Origin of the sequence: Catellatospora sp. NPDC049111, assembly GCF_040648615.1 — a bacterium.
In the GTDB taxonomy this organism is placed as follows: domain Bacteria; phylum Actinomycetota; class Actinomycetes; order Mycobacteriales; family Micromonosporaceae; genus Catellatospora; species Catellatospora aurea.
In genome coordinates, this window is the sequence record NZ_JBEZEB010000017.1 from 26,235 (window position 1) to 48,852 (window position 22,618).

Here is a 22,618-nt window from a genome sequence, read left to right on the forward strand (position 1 = left end):
TGCTCGGGTCAGGCCGGTGGCAGCGGCTCGCCGCCGGTGAGCTGGGTGCGCGGTGGGAGTTCGTCCTGGATACGCCGCCAGTGGTAGATGTAGACCGGCACCGCGATGGCCAGCGTGGTGGCCGAGCCGACGATGCTGAGCACCGCCTGGCGGCGCTGCGAGTCGCGGGTCAGCTTCTCGATGCGCTTCTGCTCCGCGGCGAACGCCGCCTCCTCGGCGGGCGTGCAGACCTGGCCGGGCTTGCTCTCGGCGCAGCGTGGCACATAGCCGTAGTAGCCCGGGTCGGGATAGAGCAGCTCGACCGTGCTGCGGACCAGGTTCACCGCCGCGAAGATCGAGATCACCAGGGTGATCAGGCAGACCAGGTACAGGTACATGTTGCGCAGGGTCATGCGATCGGAAAACGCCATCGCGCCTCCTCGGTCACCGGGCGATCAGGTTGAGCCCGATCGTGCAGAAGAGCGAGAGCAGGATCGATACGGCGATCATGGCGAGGCAGCCCCACGCCCCGCCCAGCGGCCTGATCTCGGTGTTGCCGATCCGCATCCGCAACCGCCCCCTCCCGGGCCATCATCCCCCGCCGGCGCCCGCCGCGGCGGGCATTCGCGGTCAGGCCTCGCCGGCGGGCTCCGCTCCCGTGGCGGCGAGCGCGGCGCCGACGATGCCGGCCTCGTTGAGCAGGACCGCGGGCACCGTGGGTGTGCGGATGTCGATCAGCGGGAGGAACTTCTCGGACTTCTTGCTGATGCCGCCGCCGATGATGAACAGGTCGGGATTGAACAGGTTCTCCATCTCGCGCAGGTATTCCTCGACGTGCTTGGCCCACTTGGCCCAGCCGAGCTTGTCCACCTCGCGCGCGTGCGCCGACGCCCGCTCCTCGGCGTCCTCACCCTTGATCTTCAGGTGCCCGAACTCGGTGTTGGGCACGAGCCGGTCGTCGATGAAGACCGCGCTGCCGATGCCGGTGCCCAGCGTGAGCATGATGGTGACGCCCTTGCGGCCGCGGCCCGCACCGAAGGTCATCTCGGCCACGCCGGCCGCGTCGGCGTCGTTGAGCACGGTCACCGGCACGCCGACGGCCTGGCTGAACAGGTCACGGGCGGGCGCGCCGAGCCAGGACTTGTCGACGTTCGCGGCCGTACGGGTCACCCCGTGCAGGACGACGCCGGGGAAGGTGACCCCGATCCGCTCCGTCGCGTCGAAGTGGGCCGCCACCTGGGCGACCGCGGCCACGACGCTGGTCACGTCGGACGGTTGCGGCGTCTCCACCCGGAACCGCTCCTCGACCAGGGTGCCGTTGGTGACGTCCACCGGGGCGCCCTTGATGCCGGAGCCGCCGATGTCGATGCCCAGAATCGCCATTTCCTCAGTCTAGGCCGCGCACGGGCCCGGCCACGCCCCACAAGCGACCACACGTCGTGCCCGGTCAGCGGACCGCGCGGGCGATGCCCGCCAGCGCCTCGCGCAGCAGCGCGGTCCGGCCCTCGGCGCGGGCGTACTCGGCCAGCACCGCGCTGAGGTTCACGGCCAGCACCCGGGCCCGCGCCGCCCGTTCGGCCGGCACGGGGCCGTAGGCGTCCAGCAGGGCGTCCCGAGCGGGCCCGAGGAAGCCGCTGTACGCCAGGGACAGGTCCACGGCCGGGTCCGCCAGGCACACGTCACCCCAGTCGATGACGCCCGTGGCCCGCCCGTCGCCGCCGAGCAGCAGATGCCGCTGGTGCAGGTCGCCGTGGACCAGGACCGGGTCGCCGGCGCCAGGACCGAGCGGCTCCGCCTCGTCCAGGAGACCGAACACGGCCGGATCGGGCTGCCACAGTCCCGCCGCGGCCAGCCGGGCCAGCCACTCCCGCGCCTGCGGCCCGCGCACGCCCGGGTCCCCGCGCCGCATCGGATCGTGCGGCAGCTCCGTCGCGGCGGTCAGCGCCGCCAGTGCCGGTTCGTGCAGGGCGCGGAGGAACAGGCCCAGGTCGGTGGCGGCACACAGGCGCTGCTCGTCGGGCAGGCCGGTGTCGGCGAGCTCCGTTCCGGGCAGCAGCCGGGCACCCCAGAACGGCCACGGGAAGCCGCCCGAGGGTTCACCGATCAGTTGCGGGTCCGGGACCGGCAGCGGCAGCCGTCCCGCGAGCAGCGGCAGCACCGCCGTCTCGTGGGCCAGCAGTCGCAGGGCGACGGCCCGGCGCGGAAAGCGGAACACCCACTCGCCGCCGACCAGGTGCACGGTGTTGTCCCAGCCGGTGGCGAGCGGGGTCACGGGCGCGCCGCGCAGCGCCGGGAACTGCTCGGCGATCAGCGTGGCGGCCTGGGCCGCGTCGACCTCGTGTTCGGGTGTCCAGGCGGGTGCGGTCATCCGGCGGCGGCCCGGCGTACGGCGGCGACGGAGGCGGCCACGTCGGCGTCGTCGGTGGACCAGTTGCTGACCGACACCCGCAGCACGTCGCGGCCCTGCCAGCGGGAGCCGGACATCCAGGCGGTGCCGTCGGCGAGCAGCCGGGCGGTGACCTCGCGGGTCCGGGCGTCGTCGCCGAACGTGGCGCAGACCTGCGTGAACACCACATCGTTGCGGATCGTCGCCCCCTCGATCGCGCCGATGCCGTCGGCGAGCGCGCGGGCGTGCCGGGTGAGCCGTTCCACCAGGTCGGCGACGCCGGAGCGGCCGAGCGAGCGCAGCGCCGCCCACACCGGCACGCTGCGGGCACGGCGGGACAGCTCGGGGACCTTGTCCTGCGGGTCGGCGGGGCCGGCTTCGGCGCGTACCAGATAGCTGGCCTGGGTGCCCATCGCGGCCCGCAGCGCGGCAGGGTGCGCGACCACGACGATGCCGCAGTCGTAGGGCACGTTGAGGGTCTTGTGCGCGTCGGTGGCCCAGGAGTCGGCGAGTTCGTGCCCGGTGAGCAGATGCCGGGTGGCCGGGGCGGCGGCGGCCCAGAGGCCGAACGCACCGTCCACGTGCACCCACGCGCCGTGCTGCCGGGCAAGCGCGCAGGCCGCGCCGATGTCGTCGTACGCCCCGGAGTGGATGTTGCCCGCCTGCAGGCACAGGATCGTCGGCCCGGTGCCGCGGGCCAGTTCCTCGGCGAGCGCGTCGAGGCGGATGCGGCCCTGGTCGTCGGCGGGGACCGGGATCGGCGCGCCGAGGCCGAGGTAGCGCAGCGCCTGGTCGAGTGTGGCGTGGCGTTCCGCACCGGCGATCACGCGCACCCGGGGCGCGCCGGTGAGGCCGAGCGTGTCGAGGTCCCATCCGGCCTGGGCCAGCACGTGCTGGCGGCCGGCGGCCAGACCGGTGAAGTTGGCCATCGTCGCGCCGGTGACGAACCCGACGTCGGCGTGGCCGGGCAGGCCCAGCAGGTCGAGCACCCAGGCCGCGGCGGCCTGTTCGATCGCGGCGACGGCCGGGGTGGCGTAGCGCAGGGTCGCGTTCTGGTCCCAGGCGCTGACCAGCCAGTCCGCGGCGAGGGCGGCGGGCAGCGTGCCGCCGATGACCCAGCCGAAGAACCGGCCCGACGGCATCGCCATCAGGCCGGGCTCGGCCCGGCGCGCGAGCTGGTCGACGACCTCGGCGGCGTCGGTGGGACCGTCCGGCAGCGGGCCGCCGAACACCGCCGTCAGTTCGTCGGCGTCGGCGCGGGGCCGCACCGGGCGGTCGGGCAGCGAGGCCAGCCAGGCGAGGGTATGGGCGACGGCGTGATCCAGCGCGGGCGCGTAGTCCTCCGGGCGTGCGGTCATATGTGCACTCTGCTACATCGGACGCCCGGCGGGTGGGACGGCGATCGACGGGCGCGCACGTGGGAGCGCTTCCAGGTATCCTGCCACGCATGACGATCATTCGTCCGTACCGACCGATCGACCACGACGCGGTGCACGACATCTGCCTGCGCACCGCCCACTGCGGCGGCGACGCCCGGCCCCACTTCCGCGACCCCGACATCCTCCCGGAGATCTTCGCCCTGCCCTACACGCACCTGGAGCCGCAGCTCGCATTCGTGCTCGCCGACGCCGACGACCGTGCGGTCGGATACGTGCTCGCCACCGGCGACACCGCCGCCTTCGCGGCGCGCTTCCGCGACGAGTGGCTGCCCCGGGTCAGTGGCCGCTACCCCGCGCCGGACGGCACCGACCCCCGCGACGGCGACGAGGCCCTCCGCCGCCTGCTGCACTCCCCCGAACACATGCTCGTGCCCGCGCTCGCGCCCTACCCGGCGCACCTGCACATGGGCATGCTGCCCGAACACCGGCGACAGGGCCACGGCCGGGCCCTGCTGGGCCGCCTCGTCCTCGCCCTGCAGGAAGCCGGCGTGCCCGCCCTGCACCTCGGCGTCGCCACCGCGAACACCGCCGCGCTCGCCTTCTACCGCCGGACCGGCCTGCACGACATCGACGTGCCCGACGCGGGGCCGGTGACCTACCTAGGCCGCCGGGTCTGATCGACGTCCATCGACCGTTACGCCACAGTAGACGGTCCGATGGTGGCTTGAGCGGGGCCGCCGCCGCCCCGACGCTGTGCGGATGGGTCGACACATCGCTTTCGTCAACGCGCCCACGGTCGGCGAGGTCTATCCGACCCTGCCGATCGTGGCGGAGCTGGTCCGGCGCGGCCACCGGGTCGGCTACGCCACCGTGGCGGCCCGCGCCGAGGCGGTGGCGGCCACGGGGGCGCTGGTGGTGCCGTACACCTCCGGCCTGCCCGCCGAGAGCGACCGCGAACTGCGCCGGCCCGAGCGCGCCGACTACATCACGACCGTGCGGGAGGGCTTCCTCGGTGAGGCCCGCGCCACCCTGCCGCAGCTCGCACCGTACTTCCGGGACGACCGCCCCGACCTGATGGTGTTCGGCATGCAGAGCCTCGCCGGGCGGCTCATCGCCGTCCGCGACGACCTGCCCGCGGTGCAGTTCCAGAGCTTCCAGGCCGCCAACGAGCACTGGTCCATCGCCCGTCACCTGGGGCTCACCGTCACGCCCCGGCCCGGCCTGCCCGAGCACCAGGTGCAGCTCGACACGTTCGTCGCCGAGCAGGGCATCGACCCGGACGCGGTGCGGGCCTTCCAGCCCTTGGCGCAGCTGCTGCTCTATCCCCGGTTCATGCAGTTCCGGGCGGAGACGTTCGGCGAGCGCCACCACTTCACCGGGCCGTGCACCGGTCCGCGGCCGTTCCAGGCGAGGTGGACGCCGCCCGATCCCAGGCGGCCGGTCGTGCTGATCTCGCTCGGCACCGTCTACAACCGCCTGCCCGGTTTCTACCGCACCTGCGTGGCGGCGTTCGGGGACAGCCCATGGCAGGTGGTGCTGGCGGTGGGTGAGCGCACCGATCCCGCCGAACTCGGCCCGGTGCCCGGCAATGTGACCGTGGCGGCGAGCGTGCCGCAACTCGACGTGCTGGCGCACGCGGCCGTGTTCGTCACGCACGCGGGCATGGGCGGCATCCTGGAGGCGATCCGCGCCGGGGTGCCCATGCTGACCGTCCCGCAGACCCCCGAACAGGAGGTCAACGCCTTGCGCGTGGCCGAACTCGGGGTCGGCCGCCCACTGGACCCGGCCGCGCCGACCGCCGCCGCGCTGCGCACCGCCGTCGAAACCCTGACCACCGACCAGGGTGTACGCGACGCGCTCACGCGCCTCCAGGCCGACCTGCACACCTACGGCGGCGCGCCGCTGGCCGCCGACCTCATCGAGTCCGCCCTCCCCTGACCCGGCCGCCTCGGCGCGGCGGCTCGGCGCGGCGGCTCGGCGCGGCGGCGAAGATCGGCGTTTGAGGTCAGAAAGTGGGGTGGGACCGCAGCTTCTGACCGGAAACGCCGATCTTCACGGCCCGCGCCGGGGGCAGAGGTTGGGAAGGGCACCTTCTTCTACGGAAAACGATAAGAAGGTGCCCTTGCTTCAGCCGGTGGCGCCGGCGACGCGGCGGGCGCGGAGGGCTTTCTTGTCGACCTTGCCGACGTCGGTGAGGGGGAGGTCGCGGAGGAACTCGACGGCGTAGGGGGCCCAGAGTTCGTTGAGTTCGGTGACGGCCCATTCGCGCAGCTCGGCGGCCGTGATCTCGGCGTCGGGGGCGGGCACGACGAAGGCGTAGACCGCCTCGCCCATGCTCTGGTGCGGCACGCCGATCACCGCGGCGGCGCGCACCTGCGGGTGGCGCAGCAGGGCGTCCTCGACCGTGCGGGAGTACACGTTCGTCGAGGTCGCACCGGTGACGATCATGTCCTTGAGCCGGTCGACCAGGAACAGGTAGCCGTCGGCGTCGAGGCGGCCCAGGTCGCCGGTGCGCAGCCAGCCGTCCACGATGGTGCGGCTGGTGAGTTCGGCCTGGCCCCAGTAGCCGGAGGTCATCAGCGCGGCGGACACCCACACTTCGCCGATCTCCCCGGGCCCGACGACCGTGCCGTTGCCGTCCCGGATCTCGACCCGCACCCCGGGATAGGGCCGCCCGCACGAGCCGAGCCGTTCCGGAAACGCCGGGTCGTGTTCGAGGTTCGGGTACGCGGCGATGAAGGTGGCCTCGCTCATGCCGTACACCGGGCGCAGCACCGGGCCGAAGCGCGCCACGGCTTCGGCCAGGCGGGTCGGGGCGGCGGCGCTGCCCGCGCAGGACAGCGTGGCCAGGCTGCTCGTGTCCGTCTTGGCCAGCCGCGGGTGGTCGAGCACCTGGTAGAGCATCGGCGGCGGCAGCACCGCGCTCGTGATGCGCTCCTGCTCCAGGGTGGCCAGGAAGTCCTCGGCGGTGAAGCGGTCGTGCAGCACCAGCACCCCGCCGGTGAACAGGGTGATCATCGCGGCGACCTGCTGGCTGGAGTGCCAGAAGCCGGCCACCGCCAGGTGCCGCAGCGGGCGGCCGTCGGTGACCTGGTAACTGGCCGCGACCGCCTGCACCGCCTTGAAGAAGGCGTGCCGGTGGTGCACCAGCTTCGGCCGCCCGGTGGTGCCGCCGGTCTGGAACAGCGACTGCGGCTCGCGCACCGAGTGCGGCAGCCCGAGCTGAGCCGCGCCGGAGCGCCGCGGCGCGGCCAGGTCGATGCCCGCGCCCGCGCCGAAGCAGAACACCGTCAGGTCCCCGGCCCCCTGCGCGAGCTGCTCGCCCAGCGTGGCGTGGGTGCGCGCGTCGTAGGCGAACGCGTCGACGTCGGCCAGGGACAGGTAGTCGGCGCACAGCTGCGGGGGCGCGTTCGGGGCCAGCCACACCGACCGGCAGCCCAGCAGGTGCAGGGCGAACTGCACCTGGATCGACTCGGGCGGGTTGCCGGCCAGGATGCCGACCGCCGAGGAGGACCGCACGCCGTTGTCGTACAGCGTCGCGGCCATGTCCCTGATCCCGGCGGCCAGGTCGGCGTACGTCAGCCGCCGCGCCCCGTGCACGATCGCCTCCGCCGAGCCGTATCCCTCGAAGACGGCGAGCGCCTGGGCCGCATAGTTTTCCTGGTCGCGCTGGTCCATCGCCGGGCACTCCCGTGGCTCGACCGATCACTGGGGCGCGCTGGCGACGTCGACATGGCGCTCTTCCGAACCGGCACCATAACGCCCGTTACGAGATCGCAACCATTCGTCGACAATCGAGATGCATATGTCTCCTCAGTGGACGCCGAGTGGCGGCAACTGTGCTATGGAGCGCTTTCCCGGTCAGGCCCGCTCAGGTCCGAGCTGGTCGGCCAGCTCCCGGGCCCGCTGCCGGGTGCGCAGCCACGGTGCGTCCAGCGCCTCCCGGACCGTCGCCGCCGCCTCCGCCGGATCACCGGTCAGCTCCCACAGCGCGCCCGCGGCCGCGAACCGGTCCTTGAGGTCGGCGTCGCCGTCGCGGATCTCGCGCAGCCGGGCCGCGACGTCGGGGTCGGCGTCGCCGAACACCTCGGCCGCGGCGACCGCGGCCAGCACGTCCCGGCGCGGGGCGACCGCGATCGCGGCCCGCAGCGGGGCGTCGTCGCCCCCGGCCAGCCACAGCAGGCGCAGGTAGATGACCTCGCCGTTGGCCATCGCGCCGATCGCCTCGATCACCTCGGGGTTGCCGCGGCCCGCCTCGGCGAGGAACTCGGCCACCCACAGCCGCGCCGGCCAGGTCATCTGGGCCAGGTGCCGGGCGAGCACGCCGACCGCCGGACCGGGTGCGTCGCCGAGCACTCGCAGCAGCCCCACCAGTTCGCGCTGCTCCTTGGCCGTGGCCTTGGGCGAGCGGTTCACGTCGATCGTGGTGGCCAGGTCCACCACGCGGCCGAGCACCGCCGCCCGCAGTGACTCGTCCGGCGCGGGCAGGTCGGCCAGCGCGCCGGGCAGCCGGGGCGGCGTCCAGCCCTCGCGCAGCGCGGCCTCGGCGTGCTCCCGCCAGCGCGGGTCGCCGACGCGGATCAGCGCGTCCAGCGCCGAGCGGCGCATCCGTGCCCCGCGCGCCACCGCGTCGGCGAGCCAGTCGGCCTGGCGGCGGGTGAGCGTGTCGTCGGCGACCACCGCGCGGTACGCGCAGCGGCGCACCCGCTCCTCGGGGTCGTCCAGGAACGAGCAGAGCAGGGCCTGCGACTCCAGCGGCAGCTCCTGCCGCGCGGCCCGGTCGGCCAGTGTCTGCGCGACGTCCCGGCGGGCCTGCGCCTGCCCGTCCCGCGCGATCGCGGCGAGCAGGTCGGCATCCCGGCGGGCGTCGCCGCCGGCGGCGTACTCGACCAGGTCGGCCAGCTTGCCGCGGCGGGTGGTCCAGCGCAGCGCGTCCGGGTCGGCCGACCAGCCCGCGGCCAGCGCCGCGCCCGCCTGCGCCGTGGGTGCGAGCCCGGCCTCCCGCATCGCCAGCACGGCCGCGACCCGGACTGTGGATGAGCGGGACGGGTCGAGGAACTCCGGCAGCCAGCCCGCGGCGGCGGCCGGATCGAGCTGGGCGGCGGCCACCAGCGGGGTGACCCGGCGGTAGTCGTCGGCGTACTCCCGCGCCCTGGTCAGCAGGACCGCGGACAGCCGCGGATCGGGGCCGCACCAGCCGAGCAGGGCGGTCGACTCCTCCACCACGCTGTGGTCGTCGAGATCGGACAGATTACGCAGTGTCACGGTGAAGGCGCGCAGTGCCTGGCGCACCGGCTCGCCGTCCGGGTGCGCGGCCAGCTCGCCGACCAGCATCAGCAGCTGGTCGGGCAGCCGCGTCTTGGGGTCCGCGGCGAACGCCAGGATCGGCGCGACCAGCTGCGCGGCCAGCGGATGCAGGCCGTCGGCGGGCAGCAGCACCTGCTCCAGCGCGTCCATGCTGTCGTAGTCGTGCGCCGCGGATCCGATGAGCCGCAACAGGTCCACTGGTTCCACACCCTGGGTCACCGGCTGATAGTAGGCCCGCGGGACGACGCTACGCATGCAAGCCCGTCTACGATCTCCCGATGCGCAGGCTGGTGCGGTCGTTGACGGTGTTGCTGGTGGTGGCGTTCACCGGGCTGGCGGTGATCGAAGTGTCGCGGCTGCACACGTCGAGCCCACTGGCACGCACCGACGCGGAGATCGTCGCGGACGCGCTGCCGCGCCTGGCCTTCCAGCGCGCGGCGCTCGACGGCGGCAGCGCCGTCCGGATGCAGCACCTGTTCCCCGAGGGCTGGTTCTTCAGCTACACACTCTACGGCCTGACCTGGCTCGACGTCGGCGCACGCAGCGCGCAGCTGAAGGACCGGGCGCTGGCCGAGGCGCGCTGGGCGCTGTCGCACGTGGACTCCGACGACGGCCGCGCGGTCTTCGACGCCTCCCTCGAACCGGCGTACGGCGTGTTCTACCAGGGCTGGGCGACCTGGCTGCGGGGCGGCGTCGTCGCGCTCGCCGGGCCGGGCGCGCCCGAGCGGGACCGGCTGGCCGCCGACGCCGATGCGCTGGCCGGGGCGTTCCGGCGGCAGCTCGACACGACCGGGTCGCCGTTCCTCACCGCGTACCCGGGGCAGGCGTGGCCCTGTGACAGCGCCGTCGGCATCGCCGCGGTGCGGCTGGCGGGCACGTTGACCGGCACCGACCGCGCGGGCCTGGTCCGCGACTGGCTGGCCGCCGCGGACACCCGCCGTGACCCCGCGACCGGGCTGCTGCCGCACACCGTGGACCCGTCGACCGGGCAGCCGACCAGCGGTGCCCGCGCCACCTCGCAGGTGATGGTGCTGCGCTTCCTGCGCGAGGTGGACCCGGCGGCCGGCGCACGCGACTGGGCGGTCTTCCGGGAGCGCTTCGCCTCGACCGTGCCGGGCGCGCCCGGCGTGCGGGAGCATCCGCAGGGCGTGGACCTGGCCGGCGACGTCGACTCGGGGCCGCTGATCCGGGGGCTGAGCACGTCGGCGAGCGCGGTCGCGCTCGGCGACGCCGTCGTCTACGGCGACCGCGAGGCGGCGGCCGCGCTCACCGGCCTGGCCGAGGCCGCCGGACTCGCCGTGCAGTGGGACGGCGAGCGGCGTTACCTGGGCGGCGCGCTGCCCGTCGGCGACGCGTTCCTGGCCTGGTCGCTGGCCGCGCGGCCGTGGACCGGCGGCGACGTCACCGCCGCCACCGGCCCGTCGTGGACCTGGCGCCTGCCCTGGTACGCCGGGCTGACCGCGCTGCTCGCCCCGGCCTGGCTGCTGGCGCTGGTCGCCGCGAGGATCGCGCCCTTCGGCCGGGCCCGGCGCCGGCACGCGCAAGCCCGATCCGCCGACCCGGCGGACGCGGAGCTCCCCGACGCCGAGGTCACAGCACCCGATCCAGGGCGTTGACGCCGGGAACGGCGACGGTGCCCAGGCGCTGCCCGGACTCGGCGTCGAACCAGGCGACGGCGTCGGGCAGGGCCGCGTACACCCGCTTGCCGTCGGGGCTCGCGCCGAGGCCGCGCACCACGCCCCCGGCGTCCCAGCTGCGCCACACCGGCGCGCCGTCGCGGGGCAGCACGTGCACGGTGCCGCCGATCGCCACGAGCACCTGGCGGAACGTCGCGGCGGCGTACGCGGTGCCGGTGCCCTTCGGGCCGTCGACGGTCTCCCGGATGGTGAGCTCCCGCGTGTCGACGACCGCGAACCGCCCGCCGGTCACGTCGGCGACGTAGAACTCGGAGCCCTCCGGGTTGATCGCCAGGGCGTGGCCTGCTCCCGGGCCCTCGCCGAACGGCGCGGGCAGGTCGACGCAGTACGCCCACTGCTCGGCCAGGTGCAGCGTGTGCACGAAGGCGTGCACGTCGCCGGGGCGGCCCGCGATCAGGTCACGGGTGTGCCGGTGGTCCGGCTGGTGCGTGTAGAGGGTGTACAGGACCTGCCGGTTCGGCGCGTACACCGCCATCCGGCCCTCGCCGCTCATCTCCTCCTCGGCCCCCGGCGGCACCGCCGTCTTCACCCGGGTCAGCAGCGCCGAACTGCGGCCCGTGGCCACCTCGACCTGGCGCACCCGGTATCGGTCCGGCGCGGTCGCGGGCAGCCAGTCCAGCACGAACAGGCCCTCGCCGCCGGCCGTGAACGCGTCGGGCACGATGTTGCCGGCCAGTTCCAGCCGCGCCACCTCGCGGGCCGCGTCCGCGACCACCAGCGGGGTGCGCGCCCGGCCCGAGGGCACGTGGGTGACCTCGCCGGCGCCCGGCGCGGCCAGCGCCACCAGCCGCCCGTCCGCCGAGGCGACCCGCGGCACCCACGCCCCGGCCAGCCGCGGCCCCGCGGTGCGCCGCCCGGTGCGGGTCTCGATCGCGGTCAGTTCGGTGTGCACGCCCGCGGGGGCGGCGGCGTACACGGTGCTGCCGTCCGGGGTGGCCAGACCCGCCCCGAGGCGCTCCATTCCGGATGGTCGCAGCACGGTGAGCCCGCCTTCGGCCCGCACCAGCACCAGGTCCGGCGCGGCCGTGGGCCCGGCGGGCGTCTGCGCACGGCACCCGGTCAGGGCGGCGGCCGCACCCACACCGAGCAGGGTCAGCACGTCACGTCTCGTCGTCATGCCCGGTCGAGTCGCCGCACCCCGCGCCGGTTCCCGCACGGCGGCGATCGATATGGACTGGCCCGGCCGCCGCACCGGCGGCCCGGGGTGACCGTCGGCTCCGGATTTGCTGACCGAGCGGCCGGTGCGCGACCGGCACGCGCACACTACGTTTCTCGCTCGTAACCGTGACTGGCGGCAGACGAGAGACGGCGGGCTTCGGCGGTGGAGGACGATTTCGGGTACGAGGGCCGCCGGCGGCTCCGTATTCCCATGCTGGAGCGGCTGCGCGGCCTGCCGCTGGTGGCCACCACGGTGTTCACCGCCGCGCTGATCCTGCTCATCCTCACCACCATCCACCGGCCGGCGACCTGGAACGACGCGCTGCCGTGGGACCCCGAGCCGAGCGCCGAGCCCATCGCCGCGCCGGTCTACCCGGACGCCCCGGTGGCGAACAGCCCGGTGCCGCGTACGCCCGCCGCCCGGCCCTCGACGAGCACGTCGGCGGCGGCCTCGCCGGCCCCGTCGGCCGGGGGCACGTCGCCGTCGGCGGCCGCCTCCCCGTCACCGGTGGCCCCGCCGCCGCCCGCGCCGCCGCGCACCGCGCGTTACGAGGCCGAGTCGGCGAGCCGATCCCAGGCCCGCACCGCCAACGACCACAACGGCTTCAGCGGCTCGGGTTTCGTCGACTACGACAACGTCTCCGGCGGATACCTGCAGTGGAGCGTGCCGGGCGCGGCCGGGACGGCCACGCTGCGGCTGCGGTTCGCCAACGCCGGCTGTTGCAACCGCACCATGGACATCAGCGTCAACGGCGGCACCGTGCTGCGCGAGGTCCGCTTCGACCCGATGCGCACCTGGGACGACTGGAACACGGTCACCGTGACGGTCACCCTGACCGCGGGCACGAACACCGTCCGGGCCACCGCCACCAGCCGTGAGGGCGGCCCGAACATCGACTACCTCGAGGTCGTCCAGTAGCTCACGGAATGAGCAGCAGCTTGCCCGTGGTGCGCCGCGACGTCAGGTCGTCGTGCGCGCGTGCCGCCTCGGCCAGCGGGTACCGGCCGCCGACCGTCACCCGCAGGGCGCCCGAGGCGACCCAGCCCAGCACGTCGGTGGCCCGTTCCAGCAGCTCCTGGCGGGAGACCACGAAGTCGTTGAGCGTCGGCCGGGTCAGCACCGCCGAACCGGCCTGCATCAGCCGCAGCGGGTCCACCGGCGGCACCGGGCCGCTGGCCGCGCCGTACAGCGCCAGCACGCCGCGGCGGCGCAGCGAGGCGAGGCTGGCGTCGAACGTGGACGCGCCGACCCCGTCGTACACCGCGGCCACGCCTTCGCCGCCGGTCAGCGCCCGCACCTGCCCGGCCAGGTCGTCGACCTGGTCGTAGCGGATCACCTCGGCCGCGCCCGCGCCCCGGGCCAGCCGCTCCTTCTCGTCCGTGGAGACCGTGCCGACCACCCGGCCGCCCAGGTGCGTGACCAGCTGCGTCAGCAGCAGCCCCATGCCGCCCGCGGCCGCGTGCACCAGCACCGTGTCACCCGCCCGCACCGGGTGCACGTCGTGGGTCAGGAAGTGCGCGGTCATGCCCTGCAGCAGCACCGCAGCGGCGGTCTCGTCGGACACCCCGTCGGGCAGCGGCACCAGCCGGTCCACGGGCACCGCCGCGGCCTGCGCGTACGCCCCGGGCGCCAGGACCCAGCCGACCCGGTCGCCGACCGACACCCCGGTCACGTCCGGCCCCACCGCGGCCACCCGGCCCGCCGCCTCCACGCCGGGGACGAACGGCAGCGGTGTCGGGTAACGGCCCTGGCGGTGATACACGTCGATGAAGTTGACCCCGGTCGCGGCGATCTCCACGACCGCCTGGCCCGGCCCCGCCACGGGCGGCTCCACCTCGGCGGGGGTGAGCACCTCGGGGCCGCCGTACTGCGTGATCTGAACAGCCTGCATGGTCCGAGCCTGCCTCATCGGGGCCTGATGCGGGGTCCGGGGCACGCCTGCGGAGGGACAATGAGAGCAGCATCGCAGGAACGGGAGGCGCGCCATGACCACCGCGACGATGACCAAGACCTGGATGGTGGAACTGCGGTACGAGGAGGACGCGGACCTGACCAGGGCAACCGCGTCCATGCGGCTGCCGTCGGGGCGGCTGCTGACCGCCGAGGGCCAGGCCCGGCGCAATCCGATCGACCGCCCACGGCCCTCGATCGGCGAGGAGATGGCAGGAGCCCGAGCCCTCTCCGGCTTGGCGCACCGCCTCCTGGAGGCCGCCGCCGACGAGGTCGAATCGAACGTCCACGGAGGCGACCCGGCGATCTAGCGGCCTCGGTCCGCGGTTTCCTGGAAAGTGGTGGAATCGGGCCGGTGATTCGTGCGGTTTCCCCGAAACTGCACGACCGTGACGTGCCTAGGACGTGGTGGCGAGGGTGAGGGGGAGGACGCCGGGGGCGCCTGCCTGGAGGAGTTGGCGGGCTACGACGGCCATGGTCCAGCCGGAGTCGAGTTGGTCGTCGACCAGGAGGACGGGGCCGGAGAGGTCGCGGAGTCGGTCGGCCATGCCCTCGGGGACGGTGAAGGCGTCGTGCAGGGCTTTGACGCGCTGGGCACTGTTGGCCCGGGGCTGGTCGGCGGGCGGGCCGCCCGCGACGGTGCCGAGCAACTCCAGGCGGCCGACGCGGGCCACGTGTTCGGCCACGCCGGCGATCAGGCGCGGGCGGGTCCGGGAGTTGATCGCCACCACAGCGGCGGGGCGGGCGGGCCACGGGTCGGCGCCGTGTGACCAGTCCTTGAGGACCTCGACGAGCACCGCGAGCAGGTCGGCGGGCGCAGCCGTGTCGGGAGCGCCCTCGGCGAGCAGTTCTCGCAGGCGGGTGCCCCAGCCGAGGTCGGACAGGCGGCCCACGGCGCGGCCGGGCAGCGTCTGCTCGGCCGGGGGGATCTTCCCGGAGAGCGGCACGCCCGCGGCGGCCAGCCCGGTCGGCCACATCTTGCGGGGTTCGATCTGGACGCCGGGGCGGCCGAGGAAGACGTGCGCGGCCTGGAGGGCCTCGGCGGAGACGTCCTTGCCGTAGGCAGGACCCGCGCAGTTGTCGCAGCGGCCGCAGCGGCGCGCCTCGGGGTCGTCGAGGGTGTGCCGGAGGAACTCCATGCGGCACCGGGTGGTGCCGGTGTAGTCGCGCATGGCGTCCTGCTCGGCCTGGCGGGCCTTGGCGATGCGCGCGTAGCGCTCGGTGTCGTACGCCCAGGGCCGGCCGGTGGCCTCCCAGCCGCCGCGCACGCGCTTGACCGCGCCGTCGACGTCGAGGACCTTGAGCATCATCTCCAGCCGGTTGCGCCGCAGGTCGACCTGCACCTCCAGGGCCTGCGTGGACACGGGGCGCCCGGCGGCGTCGAGCACGTCGAGCACCCGGCGCACCTGGTCCTCCGGCGGGAAGGCCAGCGAGGCGAAGTACCGCCAGATCGCGGCGTCCTCCGGGCCGGGCAGCAGCATCACGTCCGCCCCGGCCACGGCCCGGCCCGCGCGGCCGACCTGCTGGTAGTAGGCGATCGGCGAGGCGGGCGCGCCGAGGTGCACGACGAACCCGAGGTCGGGCTTGTCGAAGCCCATGCCCAGGGCGGAGGTGGCCACCAGCGCCTTGAGCTTGTTGTCGAGCAGGTCCTGCTCGGCGGAGCGCCGGTCGGCGTCCTCGGCCTGGCCGGTGTACGCGGCCACGGCATACCCCCGGCCGGCCAGGAACTGGGCGGTCTCGTGCGCGGCGGCGACGGTCAGCGTGTAGACGATGCCGGAGCCGGGGATCTGGTCGAGGTGGTCGGCGAGCCAGGCCAGCCGGTGGGCCGGGCTGGGCAGCTCCAGCGCGGCCAGCCGCAGCGACTCCCGGTCCAGCGGGCCGCGCAGCACCAGCGGCTCGTGGTCGGCGGCCTGCCCCCCGCCGAGCTGCTCGGCGACGTCGGTGGTGACCCGCTCGTTGGCCGTCGCGGTGGTGGCCAGCACCGGCGTGCCCGTGGGCAGCTCGGCCAGCATGGTGCGCAGGCGGCGGTAGTCGGGGCGGAAGTCGTGGCCCCAGTCGGAGACGCAGTGCGCCTCGTCGACGACGAGCAGGCCGGTGGTGGCGGCCAGGCGGGGCAGCACGGTGTCGCGGAAGTCGGGGTTGTTGAGCCGCTCCGGGCTGATCAGCAGCACGTCGACCGCGCCGTCGGCGATCTCCGCGGTGATCTGTTCCCAGTCCTCCAGGTTGGCCGAGTTGATGGTGCGGGCGTGGATGCCCGCGCGGGCCGCCGCGTCGACCTGGTTGCGCATGAGCGCCAGCAGCGGGGACACGATCACCGTCGGGCCGTGGCCGCGCTCGCGCAGCAGGGCGGTGGCGACGAAGTACACCGCGGACTTGCCCCAGCCGGTGCGCTGCACGCACAGCACCCGCCGGGCGTCGGCGACCAGCGCCTCGATCGCCCGCCACTGGTCCGGCCGCAGCTCGGCGTGCTCACCCGCGAGCCGCCGGAGCACGGTTTCGGCACGTTCGCGCAGTTGTGTCCTGTCGTCCGCCATCCCGCAGTTCTACCAGCCGGGGGTGTCATCGGCCCGGCCGGCGGCGGCGGGGGTGTCGGCTGCCGCACCCGGGGGTAATCAGGGCGAATGACCAATATCGGTTACACGCTCATGACCGAGCAGCGCGGGCCCCGGGAACTGGTCGACGACGCGGTACGCGCCGAGGCGGCCGGGTTCGGCTTCGCGGTCTGCTCCGACCACTACTACCCCTGGCTGGCCGAGCAGGGGCACGCCCCGTTCGCCTGGTCGGTGCTGGGCGCGGCCGCCCACGCCACCGAGCGCCTCCCGCTGGTCTCGTTCGTCACCTGCCCCACCATGCGCTACCACCCGGCGGTGGTGGCGCAGATGGCGGCGACCGTGGGCGTCATGTCGCAGGGGCGGTTCACCCTCGGCCTGGGCGCGGGCGAGAACCTCAACGAGCACGTGGTGGGGGCGTACCCGCAGGCGGTGCAGCGCCACGCGATGCTGTCCGAGGCCATGGAGATCATCCAGCCGCTGCTGGCCGGCGAGGTCGTGCACCACCTGGGCGAGTACTTCGAGGTGCCCGAGGCGCGCCTGTGGGACCTGCCGGACGAGCGGGTGCCGATCGCCGTGGCGGTGTCCGGGCCGTCCTCGATCCGGCTGGCCGCCCGCCACGACGCGGCGCTGATCGCGGTCGAGCCGAAACGCGAGCTGATCACGCAGTACGCCGACGCCGGCGGCAGCGGCCCCCGCTACGGGCAGGTGGCGATCTGCTGGGGGCCGGACGCCGACGAGTGCGCCCGGATCGCCCACGACCAGTTCCGCTGGTTCGACCTGGGCTGGGCGGTGAACGCGGAGATGCCGCACCCGCGCTCGTTCGCCGCGGCGACCACCGCGATGACACCCGAGATGGTCGCCGCGAAGATCTCCTGCGGCCCCGACCTGGACAAGCACGTGGCCGCCGTGAAGCGGTTCGCCGACGCCGGGTTCACCGACGTCGCCCTGATCCAGATCGGCGGCGACAGCCAGCGCGACTTCCTCGACTTCGCCGAGAAGCAGCTCCTCCCGGCACTGGCCGCCGTCTGAGCTGAGCTGCGATCGCCGCCGACGAGGCTCGTGCCTCCCGCAAGCCGCGGCCCACCCTTTCTGAGCAGCCTGCACGCACCAGGCGCGTTAAGAAGGTGCCCTTCCGCTACGCGGAGCGTTGTGCAGGTGCCCTTCCTTTCGCGCCGGGGGCGCGGCGGGAGAGGCGGAGGATGCGCAGGACCATGGCGGGTTTGCGGAGGATGCCGGGTGGCATGAGCAGGTGCTGGACGGCGGTGAAGATGCGCCGGATCTCGGGGTCGGCCTGTGCGGCGAGCTGGATGCGGCGGGAGTAGCGGTTGCGCAGGGCGATGCCGCGCGGGCGTTCGCCCTGGGTCTGCGGGTAGGCGAAGTCGCCGCCGGCGGCGAAGCCCCAGGGGGTGGCGAGGATGTGCGCCGTCTCCTGATAGAAGTCGGCGGCCAGGGCGGCGGAGGGCGTGCAGTGCGCGTCGAGTCGGCGGCCCAGGGCCTGGGACTCCAGGGCGGCGCAGGTCATGCCCTGGCCGTAGATGGGGTTGAAGCTGCAGACGGCGTCACCGAGGGCCAGGTAGCCGGCGGGATGGGCGGGCAGGTCCTCGAAGTGGCGGCGGCGGTTGGACGGGAAGGTGAACGAGACCGCCTCGGTCACCGGCTCGCACCGCTCGATGAGGTCCGCGATGCCGGGGTGGGGCAGGCTGCGGGCGTGCGCGCCGAAGGCGTCCGCGTCGCCGGCGGCCGGGAAGTCGCCGTGCCAGCCGCCCAGCGAGATCAGCCAGCGATCGCCCTCGATGGGCAGGGCCAGCCCGACCCGGGTCTCGTGCGGCGGCGCGGGCAGCACGAACACCGCCGTGGCGTCGGGCAGGTCGGCCGGCCCGCGCCGGAACAACCGGGTGGTGTAGCCGACGCCGACCTTGACCTCGGTGACCGCCGGTGCGGCGAAGCCCAGCTCGGCGAGCCAGCGGTCGGAGCGGCTGCCCCGGCCCGAGCAGTCGACCACCAGCGCGCACGGCAGCGTCTGGCCGTCGTCGAGCACCACGCCGCTGACGACACCGTCGGCGCCCGCCAGCCCGGCGGCCGCGACCCCGGCCCGGAACTCGACGTTCGGCAGTGCCGCCACCCGGCCGCGTACGGCGTGCTCCAGCAGCGGACGGCTGAACGAGAGCAGGTCGATGCCGGTCGGCGACTTCGGCCAGACGCTGCCGTACCGGTAGAAGATCATCTGGGTGCCCGGCTCGAACGGGGTCGCCCCCGCCGCGACCAGCTCGTCGACCAGCCCGTCGAACAACTCGCCGAGCGCCCGCTGACCGGCCGCCAGCAGCACCGCCCCGTGGTTGCCCTGCGGCACGCCGCGCCGCGGCGACGCGTCCGGCGGCAGGTGGTCCCGGTCCAGCACGACCACGCGGGCGTATCGGTCGGCCAGCACCCGGGCCGCGCACAGCCCGGCGATACCGGCTCCGATCACGACGGCGGTGGACGCGGGCACGGGCGGGACGATCTCGGTCATCCGTCCATCTTCGACGGGGTCACCCGAGATCGCCGACCCGGGCCCGGTCCACGCCGCCGATGTGACTAATTCCCGCCAGCCCTAACGATCAACGGGGATCGATACTAGTGTGCTGGTGTGTCCAATTCCGCGGTGGTGTTGCTGGGCGGGCTGCCGTTCACGCTGCTCGCGGTGCTGTTTTTGGGGCTGCTGGCGCAGGCGCAGTCCCGGCGCGACGGCGTGCGGCGAGGGCGGCTCAGCGCGACCGACCGCGCGCAGCTCACCGCCGAGGCCCGTGAGCTGGAAGAAGTCGCCGCCGAAGTGCTGGAGGCGGCCCGCACCGCCGTGCTGCTGGCCGAGCGCACCGCGACCGAACTGACGGCGGCCGAGGCCGACCGGGACGCCGCCTGGCAGGCCCACCTGGCGGCGGCACAGCTGCTGGAGGACGCGGCCGAGACGCTGCCGCCCGAACCGGCCGAGGCCACCGCCTCCACGGAGACCCTGCGCGAGGTCGCCCTGGCCGCGCGCGCGGCCTACAAACGCGGCGACCTGACCATGGAACAGCTGCGCGCCATCTGGTCGAAGGTCGACGGCTGGGACCAGTCCCGCCAGGACCGCTCGCACGAGCTGTCCCGCCTGCGCGCCGAAGACGCCGAAGCGGCCCGCCTCTACCACGTGGCCGCCTCCCGCGCCCGCAGCGCCCGCCGCGCCGCCGAGGTAGCCCGCGTCTCCTCCCACGCCCTCACCCAGGAAGCCGCCGACGCCGCCTACGAAGCCCAGGCCGTCCAGACCGTCCTGCGCGACGGCCGCCGCTGACCACCCCCACAACAGCGACAAACCAGGGCGGGACGGTTGAACCACCCGAACCGCGGGTACCCCTCCCCCATGCGCGACTACGACGAAGTGGTGGAGATCGTCTACGCCTGGCAGCAGCCCGAGCCGACCGGCGGCGTGCCCGCCCGCGACCTCCCCGACGAAGACCTGCTCCGCGAACTCGCGGCGATCCACCGCACCCGCCACGACACCCTGCGCCACGGCTCCGACCAGTCCCTCTCCCACCACACCGCCCGCATGATCGAACTAGAAGCCGACTACCTCCGCCGCCACCCCACCCGAGAACCCGATCCGGCCCGCCTACGCCCCACCCATGATCGCGACGATCTTGCGTGAAGTGTGCCGAGAGCACGCCCAAAACGCCCATAAGGTCAACAGTTCATGCAAGATCGTCGCGATCATGCGCGGCGGCCGGGCGGGGGTGGTGTGGGGTGGGTTACGGGGGTTCGGGGTGGTGGGGTGGGTCGTGAGATTCTTGGGGGCGTGACTGCGACGTTGATGTTGGGCCGGTATCCGGTCGATCCGCCCGTGGTGCTCGCGCCGATGGCGGGCATCACCAATGTCGCGTTCCGGCAGCTCTGCCGGGAGCAGGGGGCCGGGATCTACGTCTGCGAGATGATCACGACGGTCGCGTTGGCGGTGCGCAACCCCAAGACCGACAAGATGATCGAGTTCGGGCCGGACGAGAACCCCCGCAGCATGCAGCTGTACGGCGTCGACCCGGACATCACCGCCAAGGCGGTGCGGCGGGTGGTCGACGAGAACCTGGCCGATCACATCGACCTCAACTTCGGGTGCAGCGTCAAGAAGATCACGAGCAAGGGCGGCGGGTCGGCGATCCCGTGGAAGCGCCGCCTGTTCGGGTCGATCATCAAGGCGGCCGTCGACGCGGCCGCGCCGGCGGGCATCCCGGTTACCATCAAGATGCGCAAGGGCATCGACGACGACCATCTGACGTACGTCGAGGCCGGTCTCATCGCGCAGGAGGCCGGGGCGAAATGGGTGGCGCTGCACGCGCGCACCGCCGCCCAGCGCTACTCCGGCGAGGCCGACTGGGAGTCCATCGCCACCCTCAAGCAGGCCCTGGACGTGCCGGTGCTCGGCAACGGCGACATCTGGGAGGCCGACGACGCGCTGCGCATGGTGGCCGAGACCGGCTGCGACGGCGTCGTGGTCGGCCGGGGCTGCCTGGGCCGGCCGTGGCTGTTCGCCGACCTGGCCGCCGCGTTCGCCGGCCGCCCCGAGCGGGTCATGCCCGACCTGGGCGAGGTCGCGCAGGTCATGCGCCGCCACGCCGAGTTGCTCGTGCACTGGTGGGGCGCCGAGCGCGAAGCCGTCACCGACTTCCGCAAGCACGTCGCCTGGTATCTCAAGGGCTTCCCCGTCGGCTCGGAGCTGCGCCGCTCGATGGCCATGGCGTCGTCGCTGATGGAACTCGACGACCTGCTCGGCAAGCTGGACCACGCCGCACCGTTCCCGGTGGCGAACCTGGGCCAGCCGCGCGGCCGCACCAACTCCCCCGCCAGGGTCGTGCTCCCCTACGGCTGGCTCGACGATCGCGACTCCGAAACCGTCCCCGAGGACGCCGAACACGACGACTCCGGCGGCTGACCCCGGCCCGCGAAGATCGCTGTCTGCGGTCAGAACCTGCGGTCCCACCGCAGCTCATGACCGCAGACAGCGGTCTTCGCCGCCAGCCCCGCCTCAGCGCCGGAAGCTGTCGAGCAGAGCCCGGGTGTACGGTGCCCGCACCCGCGCGATCAGCGCGAACACCACCAGCAGCGCCCCGGACATGATCGCGTTAGACGCCGCCCCGGGCAGCACGAACAGGTTCATGATCGTCGCGCCGGCCATCAGGCCGACCAGCCCGATCGCGGCCACCCCCGACAACCGGGGGATCAGCAGCCCGACGCCGCCGGCCAGCTCGCAGGCGCCCACGAACCAGATGAACCCCATGCCCAGCCCGGCCTCGGCGAAGGCGGGCGGGGCCTCGAAGAACGGCAGGTACTTCGGCACCGAGACGCCGATGAAGAACAGCCCGAGCAGCACCTGCCCGATCCACACGGCGATGTTCACGGCGCGGCGGGGACGGACGGTGGGGGCGGCGTACGAGGTCATGACGGGTTCCTTCCGTGAAGTTCGGTCATCGCGTTCATCCGTGTAGACGGACGGCGCGCGCGGAACTCATTGGTCCGGAAGGAACATTCCCGATCAGGGTCGCAGCATCGGGTCGACGATCACCGCGACCGCCCCGGGCAGGTTGCACTGGATCCGCAACCGCACGTGGAAGGCGTCGGTGAGATCGGCCCTGACCGTCGTCTTCGCGCCGATCTCCGCCTGCACGATGGCGGGCTTGCCTTCGTTGCCTCCGTTGGGCAGCAGATCCTTCGGGGCCGGGAACACACTCAGCTGGACGAGCTGGTTGGTCGGCACCGACGTCTGGTGCGCCGTCAGGGTCGCGGTGAACGTGGTCAGGTTGCGGGGGATCACGTAGGCGACCTCCGCCATGGTGTTGCCGGTCGTGTTCGGCGGGCACTTCACCGCGAGCGCATGGGCGTACTCAGGCAGCCCGGCCAGGTCCTTCGGCAACGGGACCAGCAGGCTCGACCCGGTCACCGCGGGGAGGGTGTCCAGATAGGTGCCGCCCTGGACGGGCGCGGGTGCGTGTGTCGTAGCCGCAGGGGCTGCGGACACGGCGATCGGGCTCGTCCCGGCAGCGGGCTGCGGCGACTGCGGGGCCGCGCCGGCGGGAAAGAGGAGAGTCCAGGTCTGCGTCAACGTGCCGATGATGGTCACGGCGCCGACGACGAACGCGCCGATGGTCGCCCACCGGATCTTGCGCGGTCCAGGGGGCTCGATAGGGGTGGACACGCTGCTCCTGAGGGAA

General features: G+C 73.9%; 22 protein-coding genes. 9 read left to right on the forward strand and 13 right to left on the reverse strand.

All coding sequences use genetic code 11. From position 1 onward, the window contains the following. Nucleotides 1-8: 8 nt before the first annotated feature. The 5 genes from AB0B66_RS23000 to AB0B66_RS23020 all read right to left on the reverse strand — a co-directional run bounded on the left by AB0B66_RS23000 (nucleotide 9) and on the right by AB0B66_RS23020 (nucleotide 3,723). Nucleotides 9-410, reverse strand: coding sequence for a hypothetical protein (locus AB0B66_RS23000; RefSeq protein WP_360533324.1), 402 nt, complete (start codon nucleotides 408-410; stop codon nucleotides 9-11). A 13-nt stretch (nucleotides 411-423) separates the two neighbouring features. Beyond that, the gene (locus AB0B66_RS23005) at nucleotides 424-546 is read right to left on the reverse strand and encodes a hypothetical protein (RefSeq protein ID WP_360533327.1); all 123 of its coding nucleotides are present in this window, start codon (nucleotides 544-546) and stop codon (nucleotides 424-426) included. Between the two features lie 63 nt (nucleotides 547-609). Next, the gene (gene ppgK / locus AB0B66_RS23010) at nucleotides 610-1,362 is read right to left on the reverse strand and encodes a polyphosphate--glucose phosphotransferase (RefSeq protein ID WP_360533330.1); all 753 of its coding nucleotides are present in this window, start codon (nucleotides 1,360-1,362) and stop codon (nucleotides 610-612) included. A 64-nt stretch (nucleotides 1,363-1,426) separates the two neighbouring features. Further along, a complete protein-coding gene (locus tag AB0B66_RS23015; RefSeq protein WP_360533333.1) occupies nucleotides 1,427-2,347 on the reverse strand; it encodes a phosphotransferase in 921 nt (306 codons plus the stop codon). Next, entirely contained in the window at nucleotides 2,344-3,723 is a 1,380-nt protein-coding gene (locus AB0B66_RS23020) for an aminotransferase class V-fold PLP-dependent enzyme (RefSeq protein WP_360533336.1), read from the reverse strand. The genes AB0B66_RS23015 and AB0B66_RS23020 overlap by 4 nt, the downstream gene beginning before the upstream one ends. Nucleotides 3,724-3,812: 89 nt before the next feature. Between AB0B66_RS23020 and AB0B66_RS23025 the strand changes: the two genes are divergently transcribed. Beyond that, nucleotides 3,813-4,421, forward strand: coding sequence for a GNAT family N-acetyltransferase (locus AB0B66_RS23025; RefSeq protein WP_360533339.1), 609 nt, complete (start codon nucleotides 3,813-3,815; stop codon nucleotides 4,419-4,421). An 82-nt stretch (nucleotides 4,422-4,503) separates the two neighbouring features. After that, on the forward strand, nucleotides 4,504-5,682 hold the full coding sequence (locus tag AB0B66_RS23030) for a macrolide family glycosyltransferase (protein ID WP_360533342.1): 1,179 nt from the start codon (nucleotides 4,504-4,506) through the stop codon (nucleotides 5,680-5,682). A 189-nt stretch (nucleotides 5,683-5,871) separates the two neighbouring features. On the opposite strand, the gene AB0B66_RS23035 is transcribed toward AB0B66_RS23030, so the two are convergent. Together AB0B66_RS23035 and AB0B66_RS23040 are read right to left on the reverse strand one after the other, a co-directional pair. Next, a complete protein-coding gene (locus AB0B66_RS23035) occupies nucleotides 5,872-7,422 on the reverse strand; it encodes an AMP-binding protein (RefSeq protein ID WP_360533345.1) in 1,551 nt (516 codons plus the stop codon). Between the two features lie 183 nt (nucleotides 7,423-7,605). Continuing rightward, nucleotides 7,606-9,270, reverse strand: a complete 1,665-nt coding sequence (locus AB0B66_RS23040) for a hypothetical protein (protein WP_360533348.1) — start codon at nucleotides 9,268-9,270, stop codon at nucleotides 7,606-7,608. Between the two features lie 59 nt (nucleotides 9,271-9,329). Between AB0B66_RS23040 and AB0B66_RS23045 the strand changes: the two genes are divergently transcribed. Next, the gene (locus tag AB0B66_RS23045; protein WP_360533351.1) at nucleotides 9,330-10,667 is read left to right on the forward strand and encodes a hypothetical protein; all 1,338 of its coding nucleotides are present in this window, start codon (nucleotides 9,330-9,332) and stop codon (nucleotides 10,665-10,667) included. On the opposite strand, the gene AB0B66_RS23050 is transcribed toward AB0B66_RS23045, so the two are convergent. Then, nucleotides 10,642-11,865, reverse strand: coding sequence for a hypothetical protein (locus AB0B66_RS23050; protein WP_360533354.1), 1,224 nt, complete (start codon nucleotides 11,863-11,865; stop codon nucleotides 10,642-10,644). The genes AB0B66_RS23045 and AB0B66_RS23050 overlap by 26 nt on opposite strands. Nucleotides 11,866-12,069: 204 nt before the next feature. Between AB0B66_RS23050 and AB0B66_RS23055 the strand changes: the two genes are divergently transcribed. Then, a complete protein-coding gene (locus AB0B66_RS23055) occupies nucleotides 12,070-12,825 on the forward strand; it encodes a carbohydrate-binding protein (protein ID WP_360533357.1) in 756 nt (251 codons plus the stop codon). Nucleotide 12,826: 1 nt separating this feature from the next. Here the strand turns inward: AB0B66_RS23055 and AB0B66_RS23060 are convergent, their stop codons facing one another. After that, complete coding sequence (locus AB0B66_RS23060) at nucleotides 12,827-13,798, reverse strand: quinone oxidoreductase (RefSeq protein ID WP_360533360.1); 972 nt, start codon at nucleotides 13,796-13,798, stop codon at nucleotides 12,827-12,829. Nucleotides 13,799-13,892: 94 nt separating this feature from the next. Between AB0B66_RS23060 and AB0B66_RS23065 the strand changes: the two genes are divergently transcribed. Beyond that, nucleotides 13,893-14,168 (forward strand): DUF1876 domain-containing protein, encoded by a 276-nt coding sequence (locus AB0B66_RS23065; RefSeq protein WP_360533363.1) that lies wholly within the window; start codon nucleotides 13,893-13,895, stop codon nucleotides 14,166-14,168. A gap of 87 nt (nucleotides 14,169-14,255) precedes the next feature. Here the strand turns inward: AB0B66_RS23065 and AB0B66_RS23070 are convergent, their stop codons facing one another. After that, nucleotides 14,256-16,391 carry a DEAD/DEAH box helicase gene (locus tag AB0B66_RS23070; RefSeq protein ID WP_360533366.1) on the reverse strand — a complete coding sequence of 712 codons (2,136 nt, stop codon included), beginning with the start codon at nucleotides 16,389-16,391 and terminating at the stop codon, nucleotides 14,256-14,258. 87 nt (nucleotides 16,392-16,478) lie between these two features. On the opposite strand from AB0B66_RS23070, the gene AB0B66_RS23075 reads away from it, so the two are divergent. After that, nucleotides 16,479-17,438, forward strand: a complete 960-nt coding sequence (locus AB0B66_RS23075) for a TIGR03557 family F420-dependent LLM class oxidoreductase (protein ID WP_360533369.1) — start codon at nucleotides 16,479-16,481, stop codon at nucleotides 17,436-17,438. 106 nt (nucleotides 17,439-17,544) lie between these two features. Here the strand turns inward: AB0B66_RS23075 and AB0B66_RS23080 are convergent, their stop codons facing one another. Beyond that, nucleotides 17,545-18,918 (reverse strand): FAD-dependent oxidoreductase, encoded by a 1,374-nt coding sequence (locus AB0B66_RS23080; protein ID WP_360533372.1) that lies wholly within the window; start codon nucleotides 18,916-18,918, stop codon nucleotides 17,545-17,547. A 117-nt stretch (nucleotides 18,919-19,035) separates the two neighbouring features. Here AB0B66_RS23080 and AB0B66_RS23085 point away from each other — a divergent pair, with 117 nt between their 5' ends. From AB0B66_RS23085 to dusB, 3 genes are all read left to right on the forward strand, one after another. Further along, nucleotides 19,036-19,713 (forward strand): hypothetical protein, encoded by a 678-nt coding sequence (locus AB0B66_RS23085; protein WP_360533375.1) that lies wholly within the window; start codon nucleotides 19,036-19,038, stop codon nucleotides 19,711-19,713. A 69-nt stretch (nucleotides 19,714-19,782) separates the two neighbouring features. Then, complete coding sequence (locus AB0B66_RS23090; protein ID WP_360533378.1) at nucleotides 19,783-20,067, forward strand: DUF6158 family protein; 285 nt, start codon at nucleotides 19,783-19,785, stop codon at nucleotides 20,065-20,067. A 162-nt stretch (nucleotides 20,068-20,229) separates the two neighbouring features. Continuing rightward, nucleotides 20,230-21,342: a tRNA dihydrouridine synthase DusB gene (dusB, locus tag AB0B66_RS23095; protein WP_360533637.1), complete on the forward strand. Its 1,113-nt coding sequence runs from the start codon at nucleotides 20,230-20,232 to the stop codon at nucleotides 21,340-21,342. 93 nt (nucleotides 21,343-21,435) lie between these two features. Here dusB and AB0B66_RS23100 read toward each other — a convergent pair whose 3' ends face one another. Both AB0B66_RS23100 and AB0B66_RS23105 read right to left on the reverse strand, forming a co-directional pair. Further along, complete coding sequence (locus AB0B66_RS23100; RefSeq protein ID WP_360533381.1) at nucleotides 21,436-21,849, reverse strand: DoxX family protein; 414 nt, start codon at nucleotides 21,847-21,849, stop codon at nucleotides 21,436-21,438. Between the two features lie 93 nt (nucleotides 21,850-21,942). Next, on the reverse strand, nucleotides 21,943-22,602 hold the full coding sequence (locus AB0B66_RS23105; RefSeq protein ID WP_360533384.1) for a hypothetical protein: 660 nt from the start codon (nucleotides 22,600-22,602) through the stop codon (nucleotides 21,943-21,945). Nucleotides 22,603-22,618: the final 16 nt, after the last annotated feature.

Excerpts from the sequence above, each read along its gene's own strand:
- AB0B66_RS23020 (WP_360533336.1), bottom strand. The coding sequence starts at position 3,723 with ATGACCGCACGCCCGGAGGACTACGCGCCCGCGCTGGATCACGCCGTC.
- AB0B66_RS23080 (WP_360533372.1), bottom strand. The coding sequence starts at position 18,918 with ATGACCGAGATCGTCCCGCCCGTGCCCGCGTCCACCGCCGTCGTGATC.
- AB0B66_RS23065 (WP_360533363.1), top strand. The coding sequence starts at position 13,893 with ATGACCACCGCGACGATGACCAAGACCTGGATGGTGGAACTGCGGTAC.
- AB0B66_RS23075 (WP_360533369.1), top strand. The coding sequence starts at position 16,479 with ATGACCAATATCGGTTACACGCTCATGACCGAGCAGCGCGGGCCCCGG.
- AB0B66_RS23015 (WP_360533333.1), bottom strand. The coding sequence starts at position 2,347 with ATGACCGCACCCGCCTGGACACCCGAACACGAGGTCGACGCGGCCCAG.
- AB0B66_RS23090 (WP_360533378.1), top strand. The coding sequence starts at position 19,783 with ATGCGCGACTACGACGAAGTGGTGGAGATCGTCTACGCCTGGCAGCAG.
- AB0B66_RS23005 (WP_360533327.1), bottom strand. The coding sequence starts at position 546 with ATGCGGATCGGCAACACCGAGATCAGGCCGCTGGGCGGGGCGTGGGGC.
- AB0B66_RS23035 (WP_360533345.1), bottom strand. The coding sequence starts at position 7,422 with ATGGACCAGCGCGACCAGGAAAACTATGCGGCCCAGGCGCTCGCCGTC.
- ppgK (WP_360533330.1), bottom strand. The coding sequence starts at position 1,362 with ATGGCGATTCTGGGCATCGACATCGGCGGCTCCGGCATCAAGGGCGCC.
- AB0B66_RS23025 (WP_360533339.1), top strand. The coding sequence starts at position 3,813 with ATGACGATCATTCGTCCGTACCGACCGATCGACCACGACGCGGTGCAC.
- AB0B66_RS23070 (WP_360533366.1), bottom strand. The coding sequence starts at position 16,391 with ATGGCGGACGACAGGACACAACTGCGCGAACGTGCCGAAACCGTGCTC.
- AB0B66_RS23045 (WP_360533351.1), top strand. The coding sequence starts at position 9,330 with ATGCGCAGGCTGGTGCGGTCGTTGACGGTGTTGCTGGTGGTGGCGTTC.
- AB0B66_RS23050 (WP_360533354.1), bottom strand. The coding sequence starts at position 11,865 with ATGACGACGAGACGTGACGTGCTGACCCTGCTCGGTGTGGGTGCGGCC.
- AB0B66_RS23030 (WP_360533342.1), top strand. The coding sequence starts at position 4,504 with ATGGGTCGACACATCGCTTTCGTCAACGCGCCCACGGTCGGCGAGGTC.
- AB0B66_RS23060 (WP_360533360.1), bottom strand. The coding sequence starts at position 13,798 with ATGCAGGCTGTTCAGATCACGCAGTACGGCGGCCCCGAGGTGCTCACC.
- AB0B66_RS23000 (WP_360533324.1), bottom strand. The coding sequence starts at position 410 with ATGGCGTTTTCCGATCGCATGACCCTGCGCAACATGTACCTGTACCTG.
- AB0B66_RS23100 (WP_360533381.1), bottom strand. The coding sequence starts at position 21,849 with ATGACCTCGTACGCCGCCCCCACCGTCCGTCCCCGCCGCGCCGTGAAC.
- dusB (WP_360533637.1), top strand. The coding sequence starts at position 20,230 with ATGTTGGGCCGGTATCCGGTCGATCCGCCCGTGGTGCTCGCGCCGATG.